Annotated in this window: 16 protein-coding genes; 11 read left to right on the top strand and 5 right to left on the bottom strand. The window is 66.7% G+C overall.

The genetic code is table 11. The features are described 5' to 3' along the window. Positions 1-125 precede the first annotated feature (125 nt). From KVT39_RS17020 to KVT39_RS17005, 4 genes are all read left to right on the top strand, one after another. Positions 126-1,079: a LysR family transcriptional regulator gene (locus KVT39_RS17020; RefSeq protein ID WP_105393104.1), complete on the top strand. Its 954-nt coding sequence runs from the start codon at positions 126-128 to the stop codon at positions 1,077-1,079. Positions 1,080-1,143: 64 nt separating this feature from the next. Next, on the top strand, positions 1,144-2,271 hold the full coding sequence (gene mnmH, locus KVT39_RS17015) for a tRNA 2-selenouridine(34) synthase MnmH (protein WP_034184106.1): 1,128 nt from the start codon (positions 1,144-1,146) through the stop codon (positions 2,269-2,271). Further along, the gene (locus KVT39_RS17010) at positions 2,268-3,326 is read left to right on the top strand and encodes a permease (RefSeq protein ID WP_027809855.1); all 1,059 of its coding nucleotides are present in this window, start codon (positions 2,268-2,270) and stop codon (positions 3,324-3,326) included. The genes mnmH and KVT39_RS17010 overlap by 4 nt, the downstream gene beginning before the upstream one ends. A 101-nt stretch (positions 3,327-3,427) precedes the next feature. Next, positions 3,428-3,850: a hypothetical protein gene (locus KVT39_RS17005; RefSeq protein WP_011351887.1), complete on the top strand. Its 423-nt coding sequence runs from the start codon at positions 3,428-3,430 to the stop codon at positions 3,848-3,850. Positions 3,851-3,887: 37 nt separating this feature from the next. Here the strand turns inward: KVT39_RS17005 and KVT39_RS17000 are convergent, their stop codons facing one another. Both KVT39_RS17000 and nodI read right to left on the bottom strand, forming a co-directional pair. Then, positions 3,888-4,721 carry an ABC transporter permease gene (locus tag KVT39_RS17000; protein ID WP_105393106.1) on the bottom strand — a complete coding sequence of 278 codons (834 nt, stop codon included), beginning with the start codon at positions 4,719-4,721 and terminating at the stop codon, positions 3,888-3,890. Between the two features lie 6 nt (positions 4,722-4,727). Then, positions 4,728-5,642, bottom strand: a complete 915-nt coding sequence (nodI, locus tag KVT39_RS16995; RefSeq protein ID WP_034184273.1) for a nodulation factor ABC transporter ATP-binding protein NodI — start codon at positions 5,640-5,642, stop codon at positions 4,728-4,730. Between the two features lie 332 nt (positions 5,643-5,974). Between nodI and KVT39_RS16990 the strand changes: the two genes are divergently transcribed. After that, positions 5,975-6,472 (top strand): universal stress protein, encoded by a 498-nt coding sequence (locus tag KVT39_RS16990; protein ID WP_217589706.1) that lies wholly within the window; start codon positions 5,975-5,977, stop codon positions 6,470-6,472. An 87-nt stretch (positions 6,473-6,559) separates the two neighbouring features. Here the strand turns inward: KVT39_RS16990 and KVT39_RS16985 are convergent, their stop codons facing one another. Genes KVT39_RS16985 through lexA form a run of 3 tightly spaced genes read right to left on the bottom strand, consistent with a single transcriptional unit; the run spans position 6,560 to position 8,312 of the window. Further along, positions 6,560-7,273, bottom strand: a complete 714-nt coding sequence (locus KVT39_RS16985) for a DUF2939 domain-containing protein (protein ID WP_175749363.1) — start codon at positions 7,271-7,273, stop codon at positions 6,560-6,562. 29 nt (positions 7,274-7,302) lie between these two features. Continuing rightward, positions 7,303-7,638 carry a hypothetical protein gene (locus KVT39_RS16980; protein ID WP_034184111.1) on the bottom strand — a complete coding sequence of 112 codons (336 nt, stop codon included), beginning with the start codon at positions 7,636-7,638 and terminating at the stop codon, positions 7,303-7,305. A gap of 26 nt (positions 7,639-7,664) precedes the next feature. Continuing rightward, positions 7,665-8,312 (bottom strand): transcriptional repressor LexA, encoded by a 648-nt coding sequence (gene lexA, locus KVT39_RS16975; RefSeq protein WP_009689103.1) that lies wholly within the window; start codon positions 8,310-8,312, stop codon positions 7,665-7,667. A 264-nt stretch (positions 8,313-8,576) separates the two neighbouring features. Between lexA and KVT39_RS16970 the strand changes: the two genes are divergently transcribed. The 6 genes from KVT39_RS16970 to KVT39_RS16945 all read left to right on the top strand — a co-directional run bounded on the left by KVT39_RS16970 (position 8,577) and on the right by KVT39_RS16945 (position 15,189). Continuing rightward, a complete protein-coding gene (locus KVT39_RS16970) occupies positions 8,577-9,614 on the top strand; it encodes a sulfate ABC transporter substrate-binding protein (protein ID WP_105393108.1) in 1,038 nt (345 codons plus the stop codon). 122 nt (positions 9,615-9,736) lie between these two features. After that, complete coding sequence (cysT, locus tag KVT39_RS16965) at positions 9,737-10,630, top strand: sulfate ABC transporter permease subunit CysT (RefSeq protein ID WP_105393109.1); 894 nt, start codon at positions 9,737-9,739, stop codon at positions 10,628-10,630. Next, complete coding sequence (gene cysW / locus KVT39_RS16960) at positions 10,627-11,577, top strand: sulfate ABC transporter permease subunit CysW (protein WP_034184114.1); 951 nt, start codon at positions 10,627-10,629, stop codon at positions 11,575-11,577. Before cysT ends, cysW begins: the two co-directional genes overlap by 4 nt. A gap of 13 nt (positions 11,578-11,590) precedes the next feature. Next, positions 11,591-12,649 (top strand): sulfate/molybdate ABC transporter ATP-binding protein, encoded by a 1,059-nt coding sequence (locus KVT39_RS16955; protein ID WP_034184115.1) that lies wholly within the window; start codon positions 11,591-11,593, stop codon positions 12,647-12,649. Between the two features lie 75 nt (positions 12,650-12,724). Then, a complete protein-coding gene (locus KVT39_RS16950; RefSeq protein WP_034184116.1) occupies positions 12,725-13,651 on the top strand; it encodes a CysB family HTH-type transcriptional regulator in 927 nt (308 codons plus the stop codon). Positions 13,652-14,238: 587 nt separating this feature from the next. After that, positions 14,239-15,189: a sugar ABC transporter substrate-binding protein gene (locus tag KVT39_RS16945; RefSeq protein WP_034184117.1), complete on the top strand. Its 951-nt coding sequence runs from the start codon at positions 14,239-14,241 to the stop codon at positions 15,187-15,189. Positions 15,190-15,300 lie beyond the last annotated feature (111 nt).

Below are 15,300 nucleotides of genomic sequence, written 5' to 3'. Positions count from 1 at the left end.
CGCGTGCAGCGTGAAGTGCGATCGATTCTAGGAAGCCGTTTTTTTTGTCACAATGATCGAATTTCGAACCTTCATTTGCCGAAAAGGCAAAGCAGCGCGGCCGGGAACGGCGCGGAGACAGAACGATGGCGGCTTTCCTGCATGGCCTGGCGCTGCGGTATTTCGTCGAGGTGGCGCGCACCGGCTCGATCAGCGACGCATCCGCGCGGCTGCACGTGGCCGTGTCGGCGATCAGCCGCCAGATCGCGAAGCTCGAAAGCGAGCTCGGCGCGCCGCTGTTCGAGCGCCGGCCGCGCGGGATGGCGTTGTCGGAGGCCGGCGAGCGGCTGCTGGCCTTCGCGCAGCGCAGCCTGCTGGAGGCCGAGCATGTGATGAAGGACATTGGCGGGCTCGACGCGCTGCACGGCAGCCTGCTGAAGATCGCGTGTTCGGAGGGGTTCGCGATCGATTTTCTGCCCGGCGCGCTCGCGAGCTTCAAGGCGCGCCACCCGGGCGTCGATTTCTCCGTGTGGGTCGTGTCGCCGGCGGACGCGACGCGGCGTGTGCGCGACGGCGACGTGGACGTCGCGCTGACCTTCAGCCTCGCGCCGGAGAAAGGCGTGCGCGTCGAGCACACCGAGCGCGCGCCGATCTTCGCGCTGGTGCGGCATGACCATCCGCTCGCGGCGCGCGCCGCGGTGTCGCTCGCCGATGTTGCGCGGCATCCGCACGTGCTGCCCGAGGCCGGCACGACGGTGCGCCAGTTGATCGACATCGCGTGTGCGCTCGACGGGCTGCTGCTCGAGCCCGAACTGACGAGCAACAACACCGCGGCGATGTACGGCTATGCGCGGCGCACGGGTGCGGTGATGTTCACGGGGCTGCTGTCGGTGCGCGACCGCTTCGATGCGGACGGGTTCGTCGTCGTGCCCGTGACGAACCCGCAGCTTCGCGAGCGCAGCATCCAGGTGCAGACGATGGCGGGGCGCGATCTGCCCGCGTCGGTCCGGGCGTTCCGCGACCATCTGATCGACGCGATGCAGGTCGCATCGTCGCCGCCGGCCGCCGCGCGCGGCCCGAGACGCCGGCCCGTGAGATAATCGTCAATCCGCCTTCCGCGCCCATGCGGCTCACCGAGCCGCATCGCCCCTGTTCGACGCCAAATTGAAGAACCTGATTGTCACCCTCGATCGCGCCGGCGAGTTCGACGAGATCATCGACGTGCGCACACCGCTCGAGTTCGCCGAGGACCATATTCCCGGCGCGCTGAACGCGCCCGTGCTCAGCAACGAAGAGCGCGTGCTCGTCGGCACGATGTACCGTCAGGTGTCGCCGTACGAGGCGACCCGCGTCGGCGCGGCGATGGTCGCGCGCAACATTGCGCGCCATCTCGACACGACGTTCGCCGACCGTCCGCGCAACTGGCGGCCACTGATCTATTGCTGGCGCGGCGGCAAGCGCTCCGGCTCGATGACGGCCTGGTTCAACCTGATCGGCTGGCAGGCGCGCCAGCTCGACGGCGGCTACAAGGCGTATCGCCGCTCGGTATGCGCGACGCTCGACACGCTGCCGACGCGCTTTCGCTATATCGCGCTCGTCGGCCACACGGGCTGCGGCAAGACGCGCCTTTTGAACGCGCTGCGCGACGCGGGGGCGCAGACGCTCGATCTCGAGGCGCTCGCGTGCCATCGCGGCTCGCTGCTCGGTGCACTGCCGGGCACGCCTCAGCCGGCGCAGAAGGGGTTCGATTCGGGGCTCGTCGAAACGCTCGGACGTTTCGACCCCGAATGGCCGGTGTTCGTCGAATCGGAAAGCCGCAAGATCGGGCTCGTGCAGTTGCCGATCGCGCTGATCGACGCGTTTCACGCGGGGCCGTGGGTGCAGGTCGAAGCGGCGCACGACGAGCGCATCGCGTTCCTGCTCGACGATTACGGCCACCTGTTCGACGAACCGGCCGCGTTCAAGGCGCAGCTCCATCGGCTGATCGGCCTGCACAGCCGCGAAGAGGTCGCGCACTGGAACGCGCTGATCGATGCGAACGCGCGGGCCGAACTGTTCACCTTGCTGATCGACAAGCATTACGATCCCGCTTATGCGCGCACCTACCGCACGGCATACGGCAAGCCGAACCGGGCGCTGACCTTCACTTTCCGGCCCAACGCGGCCGACGCGCGCGATCAGGCAAGCGCGCTGCTGGCCCAACTCGCGCAGGCCGGGCTGCCCGCGTCGGCCGCGCTTGCGGCAGGTGCGAAATCCGAAACCGATAAAAACCAATCGACGACTACACGATGACGACCACACGCACCCAACCCAATCCGGCCCTCGGCTGGATGACCTTCCTGCTGATCGCGGTCGCGGGACTGTTCTATGTGAAATGGTTCCCGTACTACAACAAGGCGTTCGTTGCCGCCGAGCACCATTCGATCGGCCAGTCGATCCTGATGGGCACGTCGGCGGCCGCACCCGAGCCGTCGCTGAAGGCCGCGCTCGACTACGCGTGGGCGTACGGCAAGGCAATCTGGCAGGCGATGGTACTGGGCCTGCTGCTCGGTTCGGCCGTGCAGGCGCTGCTGCCCGCGCACTGGGTCGCGCGCGTGCTCGGCCGCACGGGCTTCGGCAGCGTCGCCGCGGGCGGCCTGCTGTCGCTGCCCGGGATGATGTGCACGTGCTGTGCGGCGCCGGTTGTCGCGGGGCTGCGTGCGCGCCATGCGTCGCCGGGCGGCGCGGTCGCGTTCTGGCTCGGCAACACGGTGCTGAACCCGGCGGCGCTGGTCTTCATGGGCTTCGTGCTCGGCTGGCACTGGAGCGCGCTGCGCCTCGTGCTCGGCATTGCAATGGTGTTCGGGATCGGCTATCTGCTGAACCGCATTGCTCGCCCTGAAGACCGCAGCATCGACGATGCGCAGCTCGCCGCGCTGGCGGCCGAACAGGCGGCGGCCGGCAATCCGTTCGTCCGCTGGATGAAGCTGCTTGCCCGCATGGCCGTGCGACTCGTGCCCGAATACATCGTGCTCGTGCTGCTGCTCGGCGCCGCGCGCGCATGGCTGTTTCCGCATATCGGCCCGGACATCGGCAATCATCTCGGCTGGATCGTCGCGTTCGCGGTCGCGGGCATGCTGTTCGTGATCCCGACGGCGGGCGAGGTGCCGATCATCCAGGCGATGCTGTCGCTCGGCATGGGCGTCGGCCCGGCCGCCGCGCTGCTGATGACGCTGCCGCCGATCAGCGTGCCGTCGCTCGCGATGCTCGCGCGTTCGTTCAAGCCCTACATGCTGGCGATCGTCGCGACTCTCGTCGTCGTGTTCGGGATCGTGAGCGGCTTGCTCGCGATCGCGTTCGGGTTCTGACGCGCGAGAGCGGCGCGCCGGGCGGGCGCGATCGTCGTATTCATCCGGCGCCGCGGCTTCACGCGTGCGGCGCCCTTTACAAGAAGCAAACAGGAAAACGCATGACCCAACCGAAGATTCATCCTCGACTCGAAAAGGCGCTGACGCGCGGCGATCTCGCGATCCGCCAGGCCAATTCCGCGCGGGCAACTGCCGTGCTGAACGCACTCGGCACGATGATCATCGAGGCCTCAGCAACGATCGGCGTCGATGCCAGTATCGACATTCCGCAGGGCGACCGCATTTACGATCCCGTCAACGGCCTGTGGCCGCAGAAGATGCTGGTGTCGTTCGACGGCCCGGTGGACGAAGCCGACAAGGAAGAACTGCGCTCGGTCTACCTGGTCGCCGACGATCCGGGCACGCAGTTCCGCGTCGAATGGCATCGCGCGGACGGCAAGCTCGGCCGCCAGGAAGGCGGCCCGCTCGCGACCGTCGCGTTCCTGACCGACGTCGAGATTCCGTGGAGTGACGACGACGAGTAACGTCGTCGCATGAAGCCGGCGCCGCGCGCGCCGGCCGTCAGCGCATCATCCGCCGCCGGAACAGCCACGCGGACAGCAGGAATCCGCCGACCGCATAGCCGGCGAGCACCGCAACGTGCAACGCGACGTCCGTCGCGGGCCGGCCGAGCATCGCGGGCCGGATCAGCTCGACCGCGTTCGCGAGCGGCAGCGCATGCGCGGCGTGCTGCGCGACCGGCGGCAGCTGCGTGATCGGGAAGAACACGCCCGACAGCAGCAGCATCGGCGTCAGCACGAGCGTCTGATAGAACATGAAGAAATCGTAGGACGGCGCGAGCGCCGTGACGATCATCGCGACGCTGGCAAACGCGAGGCCCGCGAGCGCGATCACGGGCAGCGCCGCGAGCATCGACGGAAACTGCGCATAGCCGAGCGCACCCGCGACGAGCATGATCGCGGCCCCCGACAGCATGGCCTTGCTGGCTCCCCAGACGATCTCGCCCAGCACGATGTCGCCGAGCGCGAGCGGCGTATGCATGATCGCTTCCCAGGTGCGCTGCACGTGCATTCGCGAGAAGCCCGAATACATCGATTCGAAGCTCGCGGACATCATCACGCTCGACCCGGCCGTGCCGGCCGCGAGGAACGCGATATACGACACACCGTCGACATGGCCGAGCATCAGGCCGAGCCCGAAACCGAGCCCGAACAGATAGATCATCGGATCGGCAAGATTGCCGAACATCGACGCGAGCGCGAGCTTGCGCCAGACGAGATAGTTGCGCCGCCATACGGCGACCCAGTTGGTTGCGTTCGCCGGCATCGCGATCGCGAAGCGTGACTCGCGCGGCGGCGCCGAAGGTGCGGTGGTGGAATAGTTGCGGACGTCCATGGTCGATCAGTCCTGCATTTCGCGGCCCGTGAGCCGCAGGAACACATCCTCCAGATTGGCCGGGCGATGCAGATAGCGCAACCCCGTACGACCCTTGATCCGTGCACGAAGCGGCTCCGGGTCGCTCACGTAGCAGAACAGCGTTTCGCCGCTGATCTCGGTACGCTTCGCGAACGCCGACAACTCGTCGCGCAGCGCGGCCGGGTCGGGCCCGTAGATTTCGATCACGTCGCAGCCGATCTCCGATTCGATCAGTGCGTGCGGCGCGCCTTCGGCGATCTTCCGGCCTTCCTCGATCACGCACAGGCGGTCGCACAGACGTTCGGCTTCTTCCATGAAATGCGTGGTGATCAGAATCGTCTTGCCGCGCGCGAGCAGCGAACGCAGCCGCTCCCACATCAGGTGCCGCGCCTGCGGATCGAGGCCCGTCGTCGGCTCGTCGAGCACCAGCACGTCGGGATCGTTGACGAGCGCGCGGGCGAGCGTGAGGCGGCGCTTCATGCCGCCCGACAGCTCGCCGACCTTCGCGTCGGCCTTGTTCTCGAGCTTCGCGAATTCGAGCAGCGGCTGCACGAGCGCGCGCGCAGCGTGAGCCGACATCCCGAAATAGCGGCTGAACACGAGCAGGTTCTCGCGCACGGTGAAGTCGGGGTCGAGATTGTCGAACTGCGGGACGACGCCGACGCGCCGGCGCGCATGCCGTGCTCGCGATGGAACCGGTTCGCCGCACAGCGAAATGGTGCCCGCATCGGGATACGCGAGGCCGAGCAGCATCTTCAGCGTGGTGGTCTTGCCGGCGCCGTTCGGCCCGAGCAGGCCGTAGCATTCGCCGGCCTGTACGTTGAAGGACAGGCCGTTGACGACGAGTTTGTCGCCATAGCGCTTTTCGACGTTGCGGAGATCGATCGGTGCGACGGACATGGGCATGTTGTCGTTGTAAGCGGGTGCGTTCCGCCGCCCGATGCGTGGCCGGTTGGCGAACGGATCGGACGAATGCGGGTCACAGGGGGCATGACCGAAGCGCGCGACGCCGGCACGTTATGGCCTGCTGGAATACGAACGAGCCATTCTAGTGCATCGGCTGCGTCTCTTCAGGGCAGGCCTGCACGGCGCGATGCATGTGCGCACCGATCGTGCACTGCATCATCGCGCACGCGCCGAGCGGGGCGAATCAGCGTTTTCCATCCCTTGCGTCCTGAATTGCGGCGCACCATGATGAATGCGTAGGCTCGTTGTCGCGATAGGGAGGTTTCATGGCTAGCTACAACAAGATTTTGCTGTGTTACGACGGCTCGCTCGAAGGGCGCAAGGCACTGCGTTGCGGCGCCAATCTCGCAATGGACCTGAAGGCCGAAACGCACTTGCTGTCGGTCGTCGACATGCGTTCGAGCATTGCGCAAAGCGCGGGTCTGCTGACCGACGTCGCGTGCGGCCGCTTCGAGGAAACCGCGCGCGAAATCCTGCAGGAAGGCGTGAACTGGCTGCGCGAGCGCGGCGTGCAGGCCGAAGGCCATTTCGCGTTCGGCTATCCGATCGACGAAATCGCGAATCTCGCGTCGGAGCTGAAGGTCGACCTCGTCGTCGTCGGCCACCGGTGCCGCAGCGGGCTATCGAGATGGTGGATGGGGTCGGGCAATACGCAACTGCTCGATCGCGTGAACTGCAGCATTCTGGTTGCGTGCTCGTCGGTGGAGGAGCAGAAGGCCGAAATCGCGCGCGAGCGTGAAGCGGCCACGGCGAGCGGCAAATGATCCAATGACGCAATGACGGCCTGATCGGCGATTCGCGCCGGTCAGGCGCCGCACCGCATCCGCGGCGCGGGCGTCGCGCGCGACCGGTTACGCATGCAGGTCGATCGCGGACAACTTCCACGAAAACAGCCCGAAGCGGTGGAATACCGCCGCATAGCGCGTGCCATCGGCGCTGCGCTGGTAGGTCACGACGAATTCATCGACATTCCGGTAGCCGGCGCTGGTTTGCTGCTGATGCGGCGTGTGTGTTACATCGTTCGCGCTGGCCGGTGCGGCAGCAGCTGGTGCCGGCGATGATGCTGCCGCGGCTGCGTTGCTGGCCGGAGCGGCTGCGCTCGCCGGAGCCGGATTGGCCGGCGGTGCGGCCGGTGCGCTGCCCGGTGCATTGCCTTGCGGCAGATTCGACCATTCGGGCGGACGCTCGCCCGGATTGCCGCGTGGCGGCAATCCGCTCATCAGCGCGGCCACGCCTTCCGGGGTCGCGTACGCATCGACCAGCGGGCCGATCAGCGCGGACCCGATCAGCGCACCGATCACCGCGAACGGATTCTCCTTCTTCACCGCGTCGATCCGGCGCATCAACTCTTCCGTGACCTGCTGCTTCAGGCTGATGCGCAGCGACGGAAAATCGACATATTCACTGATGGCCTGCGCATCGCGCGAATCGATCGCCGATTTCAGGCGACCGAGCGCGACGTATGGCGATGCGTATGCATAACCGATCGCCGCAATGACGGCGACGGCCAGCACGACGATCAGCAGGGGCTTGAGCCGCCATGTGCGGCCCGAAGATCCAGTCACGTTGCCTCCGGTGCGGGAATGCTCCGCAATCAGAGACCGCCTTGCGCGGCCGATCGTTCCTCCGCGATGCAGCGATCGATCATCCGGCACACGGCATCGATCGTACCGACCATGATCAGCCGCGACCGGCCGTGATAGACGCGCACCGGCGCGCGGCGCGCGGGCTCTGCATGATTCAGGCCGGCGTTCAGCGATACCCGCGCGAAAGCGGGGAGCGCCGACGGCAGCAGGGACGCCTGCCGTTCGACTGCGACTTCTTCTTTCACAGGCGCTGCCGCGGACAGCGGTGCGCAAGGCGTGCGGCCGCGCAGATGACGCAGGCGACCGAATTGACGGAAAGGCAGCAGACGGGCAAGGCGTTCCATGATGTTCTCCTCAGCGAGACGGAATGTCAGAGTTCGCCTGATCGGATCAACCCGACGGCGATGCCTTCCAGCGCGAATTCCGCGCTGCCGGCCTTGACGAAGATGTTTTCGTAATCCGGGTTCTCCGCGATCAGCTCGAGGCCGCCCGGCCGGCGCATCAGGCGCTTGACCGTGACGTCGTCGCCGAGACGCGCGACGATGATCTGGCCGTCCTTCGCTTCCGTGCGCTTCTGAACGGCGAGGAGGTCGCCGTCGAGAATGCCGGCGTCGCGCATCGACAGGCCGCGCACCTTCAGCAGGTAGTCGGGCTTGCTGGAGAACAGTGCGGGATCGCACGCGTAATGTTGCGAGATGTGCTCCTGCGCGAGGATCGGGCTACCGGCCGCGACGCGGCCGACGAGCGGCAGCGACAGTTGCATCAGGCCGGCGTGCGGCAGCGTGAACTGGTGCGGCGCGTCGTCGATGCCGAGCAGGCGGATGCCGCGCGATGCGCCGGCGGCCAGCTCGATCACGCCCTTGCGCGCCAGTGCGCGCAGGTGTTCCTCGGCCGCATTCGGCGAGCTGAAGCCCAGTTCGGCCGCGATTTCGGCACGGGTGGGCGGGAATCCGGAGCGCTCGATCGCGCGACGGATCAAGTCGAAAACTTGCTGCTGACGGGCGGTGAGTTTGGTCATGGCTCAACTGTATGGATAGACAGTGAGCTGTATTTTTATACAGTACTTCGCGAATTTCAAGCGTTACTTGAAGTTCGACGCGATCGCGCCGGTTCCGGCGCGATTTCGCGACGTCCGGACGCCGGTTTATCTGCCGCAACCGTCCATCCCGTATGCGTTAGCACTTTTGAGTATTAAAAAATGAGGAACGATTATTTTTAATCATGTAAGCCGTTCGCTAGACTGGCCCGACATCGCAATACCGACAACACTGGAGAACCAAGGATGGCGAAGCGCAATACGGGGCTGGTGGGCGGAGCGGGCCGCCTGATCGCAACACTCGCGCTGGGCGCGGCGGCGGCGCTGGGCGTCGCGACGCACGCCCAGGCCGATACGACCTTCCTGAACGTGTCGTACGACCCGACGCGCGAGCTGTATCAGGACTTCAACCAGGCGTTCGGCAAGGAGTGGAAGGCGAAGACGGGCGAGACGGTCAACTTCAAGCAGTCGCACGGCGGCTCGGGCGCGCAGGCGCGCTCGGTGCTCGACGGCCTGCAGGCCGACGTCGTCACGCTGGCGCTCGCGTACGACATCGACGCGCTCGCGAACAAGGGGCTCGTCAACAAGGACTGGCAGAAACGCCTGCCCGACAACGCGTCGCCGTACACGTCGACGATCGTGTTCCTCGTGCGCAAGGGCAATCCGAAGGGGATCAAGGACTGGGACGACCTGACCAAGCCGGGCATCTCGATCGTCACGCCGAACCCGAAGACGTCGGGCGGCGCGCGCTGGAACTACCTGGCCGCGTGGGCGTATGCGGTGCACAAGCCGGGCGGCAACGAGCAGACGGCGAAGGAGTTCGTCACGAAGCTCTACAAGAACGCGGGCGTGCTCGATTCGGGCGCGCGCGGCGCGACCACGAGCTTCGTGCAGCGCGGAATCGGCGACGTGCTGATCGCATGGGAAAACGAGGCATTCCTGTCGGTCAAGGAATTCGGTACCGACAAGTTCGAGATCGTCGTGCCGTCGGTGAGCATCCTGGCCGAGCCGCCCGTCGCGGTGGTCGACAAGGTGGTCGACAAGAAGGGCACGCGCAAGCTGGCCGACGCGTACCTGAACTTCCTGTACAGCCCGCAGGGCCAGGAGATCGCGGCGCGCAACTATTACCGGCCGCGTTCGAAGAACGTGCCGGCGGAACTGACGAAGCAGTTCCCGAAGCTGAAGCTGTACACGGTCGACGACACGTTCGGCGGCTGGACGAATGCGCAGAAGACGCATTTCGCGGATGGCGGCGTGTTCGACTCGATCTACAAGCCGCAGTAACGCCATAACGACAGCGGCGCGCCACGACAGCGCGCCGCATCCCCGACGGGCCGCCGGCGCAATTCATCGCGCCGGCGTTTGCGTCGGGCCCATGAGCAGCATCGACCCAGCAAGAGCATCCGATGACGACGTACACCTTTCGCAAGCCGAGCGCGCTGCCCGGTTTCGGCGTGACGCTAGGCATCACGGTGGCCTATTTGAGCCTCGTGGTGCTGATTCCGCTCGCCGCCACGTTCCTGAAGACCGCGACGCTGTCGTGGGACCAGTTCGTCACCGCCGTCACGTCGCCGCGCGTGCTCGCGTCGTACCGGCTGACGTTCTCGGCCGCGCTCGGCGGCGCGCTGATCAACGCCGTGTTCGGCTTCCTCGTCGCGTGGGTGCTCGTGCGCTACACGTTCCCGTTCAAGCGCCTCGTCGATGCGATCGTCGACCTGCCGTTCGCGCTGCCGACGTCGGTCGCCGGCATCTCGCTTGCGGCCGTTTACGCGACCAACGGCTGGGTCGGCCAGTATCTCGCGCCGCTCGGCATCAAGATCGCGTTCACGCCGGCCGGCGTGCTGGTCGCGCTGACCTTCATCGGGCTGCCGTTCGTCGTGCGCACCGTGCAGCCGGTGCTCGAGGATTTCGAGCGCGAGCAGGAAGAGGCCGCCGCGTGCCTCGGCGCGTCGCGCTGGCTGACGTTCCGCCGCGTCGTGCTGCCGGCCGTGCTGCCGGCGCTCCTGACCGGTTTCGCGCTGTCGTTCGCGCGCGCGCTCGGCGAATACGGGTCGGTGATCTTCATCGCCGGCAACGTGCCGATGAAATCCGAGATCACGTCGCTGCTCATCATCACGAAGCTCGAGCAATACGACTACGCGGGCGCGACCGCGCTCGCGGTCGTGATGCTGGTCGTGTCGTTCCTGATGCTGCTGCTGATCAACACGCTGCAATGGTATCTGCAGCGCCGCACGAGCAAGGGCGCAAGCGGCCCCGCGCCCGCGATTGTCACCGCAACCGCAGCAGGAGGCCAGCAATGAGCCAGGAGGCCACCGTCGTGCTGAAAACCTCGCCGTCGGCCGCGCAAGGGCGCGCCGCGAAACGGCTCGACCCCGTCAGCGAGTCGCGCGTCGTGCGCTGGCTGCTCACGGGCATCGCGCTGGTATTCCTCGCGTTCTTCCTCGTCGTGCCGCTCGCCGCGGTGTTCGTCGAGGCGCTGAGAAAGGGCGTCGGCTTCTATCTCGAATCGCTGGCCGATCCCGACGCATGGGCGGCGATCAAGCTGACGCTGATCGTCGCCGCGATCGCGGTGCCGCTGAACCTCGTGTTCGGCGTGTGCGCATCGTGGGCGATCGCGAAGTTCGAATTCCGCGGCAAGGCGCTGCTGACGACGCTGATCGACCTGCCGTTCTCCGTGTCGCCGGTGATCTCGGGCCTCGTGTACGTGCTGCTGTTCGGCGCGCAGGGCTGGCTCGGGCCGTGGCTGCAGGATCACGACGTGCAGATCATCTTCGCGGTGCCGGGCATCGTGCTCGCGACGATCTTCGTCACGTTCCCGTTCGTCGCGCGCGAGCTGATTCCGCTGATGCAGGCGCAGGGCACCGACGAGGAAGAAGCCGCGCGCGTGCTCGGCGCGTCGGGCTGGCAGATCTTTCGCCGCGTGACGCTGCCGAACGTGCGGTGGGGCCTGCTGTACGGCGTGATCCTGTGCAACGCGCGCGCGATGGGCGAATTCGGCGCGGTGTCGGTCGTGTCGGGCCACATCCGCGGCGTGACCGACACGATGCCGCTGCACGTCGAGATTCTGTACAACGAATACAACTTCGCGGCGGCGTTCGCGGTGGCGTCGGTGCTGGCGCTGCTCGCGCTCGTCACGCTCGCGCTGAAGCTGCTCGCCGAGCGTCATCTCGCCGCCGAACTGGCCGGCGCGCGCGACGCCGTTCCTGCACATGCCGGCCCTGTCGCCGCCGTTTCGTCGAAATCGTAAAGAGGCAACCAGAATGGGTATCACCGTCAGTAACCTTCAGAAACGCTTCGGCGATTTCACGGCGCTCGACAACGTGTCGCTCGACTTCCCGCCCGGCGAGCTGGTCGCGCTGCTCGGGCCGTCCGGCTGCGGCAAGACCACGCTGCTGCGCGTGATCGCGGGCCTCGAGCACGCGGACGCCGGCCAGGTCGTGCTGCAGGGGCTCGACGTCGCGTCGGTCGGCGCGCGCGACCGTCAGGTCGGTTTCGTGTTCCAGCATTACGCGCTGTTCCGCCACATGACGGTGTTCGAGAACGTCGCGTTCGGGCTGCGCGTGAAGCCGCGCCGCGAGCGGCCGTCGGAAGCCGCGATTCGCGACAAGGTGCACGAGCTGCTGAAGCTCGTGCAGCTCGACTGGCTCGCGCAGCGCTATCCGTCCGAGCTGTCGGGCGGCCAGCGCCAGCGCATCGCGCTGGCCCGTGCGCTCGCGGTCGAGCCGAAGGTGCTGCTGCTCGACGAACCGTTCGGCGCGCTCGACGCGAAGGTCCGCAAGGAGCTGCGCGGCTGGCTGCGCCGTCTGCACGACGACCTGCACATCTCGACGATCTTCGTCACGCACGACCAGGAGGAGGCGCTGGAGGTGGCCGATCGAATCGTCGTGCTGAACCGCGGCCACGTCGAGCAGGTCGGCAGCCCGCAAGACGTCTACGACCATCCGCGGAGCGCGTTCGTGTACGAGTTCCTCGGCGCGGCGAACCGGCTGCCGGGCACGGTCGCCGGGCGCGGCTTCGTCGCCGAGGGCGCCGCTGCACCGATCGAGGTGGACGCCGACTTCGCGGGCCCCGCGAACGCATACGTGCGGCCGCACGACCTGCAGCTTTGGCCGGCGGGCGAAGGGCACCGGGACGGCATCGCCGTGGACGTGCGCCGCGTGATCCCGCTGGGCGGCTCGGTGCGCGTCGAGCTCGAGGCGCGCGCGGGCGGCGCACTCGAGGCGGAACTCGATCGCGATGCATGGCGTGCGCTCTCGCTGCAGGTCGGCGACGGTGCGACGGCCGTGCCGCGCGCGGTGCGCGTGTTTCCCGCGCGTTGAGGCGAGAATGCAGGGCAGGGGGCGGAATTCGCTCCGATTCGACAATCAAACAACGACAGCCTAAGAGGCATACCCATGAATTTTCAGCAATTGCGGTTCGTGCGCGAAGCGGTGCGCCAGAACATGAACCTGACGGAAGTCGCGAACGTGCTGTACACGTCGCAGTCGGGCGTGTCGAAACAGATCAAGGATCTCGAGGATGAGCTGGGCGTCGACATCTTCATTCGGCGCGGCAAGCGGCTGACGGGCCTCACGGAGCCGGGCAAGGCCGTGCACCAGTTGATCGAGCGGATGCTGCTCGACGCCGAGAACCTGCGCCGCGTCGCACGCCAGTTCGCGGACCAGGACAGCGGCCACCTCGTCGTCGCGACCACGCACACGCAGGCGCGCTACGCGCTGCCGAAGGTGATCCGGCAGTTCACCGACGTGTTCCCGAAGGTGCATCTCGCGCTGCGTCAGGGCAGCCCGCAGCAGATCGCGCAGATGATCCTGAACGGCGAGGCCGATCTCGGCATCTCGACCGAGGCGCTCGACCGCTATCCGGACATCGTCACGTTCCCGTGCTATTCGTGGCACCACACGGTCGTCGTGCCGAAGGGCCATCCGCTCGTCGGCCGCGAGAACCTGACGCTCGACGAAATCGCCGAGTACCCGATCATCACGTACGACCAGGATTTCACGGGCCGCTCGCACATCGACCAGGCGTTCGCGCAGGCAGGCGCCGTGCCCGACGTCGTGCTGACCGCGATCGACGCGGACGTGATCAAGACCTATGTCGAGCTCGGGATGGGGATCGGCGTCGTCGCGGCGATGGCTTACGATCCGCAGCGCGACACGGGCCTCGTCGCGCTCGATACACAGCACCTGTTCGAGGCGAGCACGACGCGGGTCGGGCTGCGCAAGGGCGCGTTCCTGCGCGCGTATGCGTACCGGCTGATCGAGATGTTCGCGCCGCACCTGAACGAAGCGGAAATCGCGGGGATGTTGCGCGAAGCCGTCTGACGGCAGCGCTTCGCGCGCCGTCCGGGCGGTTGCCGCGGGCGGCGCGGCATGCGCTCGCCGGAGGCGATGCGCAGCGGCGAACGTGCCGTCACCGTGAAGCGGCTGCACGACATCGACAAGTCGTGGTGTGGATGCTGCTCTTCGTGCCGATCGTCGGCGCGATCGCGTAGTTCGCGATGAACGGCTTCATCGCCGGCACGCCGCATGCGAACCGCTTCGGCGAGCCGCGATCGGCCGATGAAGACGAGCCGGTGCCGCAGGACCCTGCGTGACGCGCGGCGGCCTGCGCAAGTGTGGTTTTTGCGCGTCGCGACGCACGATCGCGCACTCCGAAAAAACCCTTAAATATTGATCAGACAGGTTGCGCGCCGAAGCGAATCGGTACAGCATAGCCTCCACTCCGCCGGCTTCCAGCCGGCGGCGGCGCGTAAACAACAACACGCGCCAGGCAGTCGGCCGTCTGCCTCGCTTCCATTCCGTGGTACCGACAGCAGCATCGATGGCCATTGTCCGGGTAGTGTGGCGCAAACGTTTGCTTACATTAAAACAACAGTCCGGCCCTTCGGGCCAGTCGCCAGGAGATGTGTATGAATGTCCGCTTTCGCCGTCGCTTCCTGACCGCCGCGCTCGCCGCCGTCGCGGTCGCCGCCGCCCCGGCCGTCCACGCGCAATCTGCGGCCAAGCCGAAGGTCGCGCTCGTGATGAAGTCGCTCGCCAACGAGTTCTTCCTGACCATGGAAACCGGCGCGAAGGAATACCAGAAACACAACGCGAATCAGTTCGACCTGATCACCAATGGCATCAAGGACGAGACCGACACCGCGAACCAGATCCGCATCGTCGAGCAGATGATCGTGTCGAAGGTCGACGCGATCGTGCTCGCGCCGGCCGATTCGAAGGCGCTCGTGCCGGTCGTGAAGAAGGCCGTCGACGCGGGTGTCATCGTCGTGAACATCGACAACCGGCTCGATCCCGACGTACTGAAGTCGAAGAACCTGAACGTGCCGTTCGTCGGCCCCGACAACCGCAAGGGCGCGCGCAAGATCGGCGACTACCTCGCGAAGAAGCTGAAGGCGGGCGACCAGGTCGGCATCGTCGAAGGCGTGTCGACGACGACCAATGCGCAGCAGCGCACGGCCGGCTTCGAGGACGCGATGAAGGCGGGCGGGATGAAGGTCGTGTCGGTACAGTCCGGCGAATGGGAGATCGACAAGGGCAATGCGGTGGCCGCCGCGATGCTCAACGAATACCCGAACCTGAAGGCGCTGCTGTGCGGCAACGACAACATGGCGATCGGCGCCGTGTCGGCCGTGCGCGCGGCCGGCAAGCAGGGCAAGGTGGCCGTGGTCGGCTACGACAACATCAACGCGATCAAGCCGATGCTGAAGGACGGCCGCGTGCTCGCGACCGCCGATCAGTACGCGGCGAAGCAGGCCGTGTTCGGCATCGACACGGCACTCAAGGCGATCGCCGAGCATCGCAAGCAGGCCGACATGTCCGGCGTGGTCGAGACGCCGGTGGATCTCGTGACGAAGTGACGCCGCGCCGGTGCGGCCGCCGCCCTCAAGAATCGGGCGCGGCGGCCGTTATCCGGTGTGAGCGCGATCACGGCCACTGCATGCCCATGCACTAGTGAGCGTCACACCCGC

The organism is Burkholderia sp. GbtcB21, from assembly GCF_019091065.1.
Classification (GTDB): Bacteria; Pseudomonadota; Gammaproteobacteria; order Burkholderiales; family Burkholderiaceae; genus Burkholderia; species Burkholderia pyrrocinia_C.
Note: the sequence above shows the minus strand (reverse complement) of the source record. Positions and strands in the feature narration are given on the sequence as shown.

Coding starts and splice junctions, on each gene's coding strand:
- KVT39_RS17020 (WP_105393104.1), top strand. CDS start 126: ATGGCGGCTTTCCTGCATGGCCTGGCGCTGCGGTATTTCGTCGAGGTG.
- KVT39_RS17010 (WP_027809855.1), top strand. CDS start 2,268: ATGACGACCACACGCACCCAACCCAATCCGGCCCTCGGCTGGATGACC.
- KVT39_RS17005 (WP_011351887.1), top strand. CDS start 3,428: ATGACCCAACCGAAGATTCATCCTCGACTCGAAAAGGCGCTGACGCGC.
- KVT39_RS17000 (WP_105393106.1), bottom strand. CDS start 4,721: ATGGACGTCCGCAACTATTCCACCACCGCACCTTCGGCGCCGCCGCGC.
- nodI (WP_034184273.1), bottom strand. CDS start 5,642: ATGTCCGTCGCACCGATCGATCTCCGCAACGTCGAAAAGCGCTATGGC.
- KVT39_RS16990 (WP_217589706.1), top strand. CDS start 5,975: ATGGCTAGCTACAACAAGATTTTGCTGTGTTACGACGGCTCGCTCGAA.
- KVT39_RS16980 (WP_034184111.1), bottom strand. CDS start 7,638: ATGGAACGCCTTGCCCGTCTGCTGCCTTTCCGTCAATTCGGTCGCCTG.
- lexA (WP_009689103.1), bottom strand. CDS start 8,312: ATGACCAAACTCACCGCCCGTCAGCAGCAAGTTTTCGACTTGATCCGT.
- KVT39_RS16970 (WP_105393108.1), top strand. CDS start 8,577: ATGGCGAAGCGCAATACGGGGCTGGTGGGCGGAGCGGGCCGCCTGATC.
- cysT (WP_105393109.1), top strand. CDS start 9,737: ATGACGACGTACACCTTTCGCAAGCCGAGCGCGCTGCCCGGTTTCGGC.
- cysW (WP_034184114.1), top strand. CDS start 10,627: ATGAGCCAGGAGGCCACCGTCGTGCTGAAAACCTCGCCGTCGGCCGCG.
- KVT39_RS16955 (WP_034184115.1), top strand. CDS start 11,591: ATGGGTATCACCGTCAGTAACCTTCAGAAACGCTTCGGCGATTTCACG.
- KVT39_RS16950 (WP_034184116.1), top strand. CDS start 12,725: ATGAATTTTCAGCAATTGCGGTTCGTGCGCGAAGCGGTGCGCCAGAAC.
- KVT39_RS16945 (WP_034184117.1), top strand. CDS start 14,239: ATGAATGTCCGCTTTCGCCGTCGCTTCCTGACCGCCGCGCTCGCCGCC.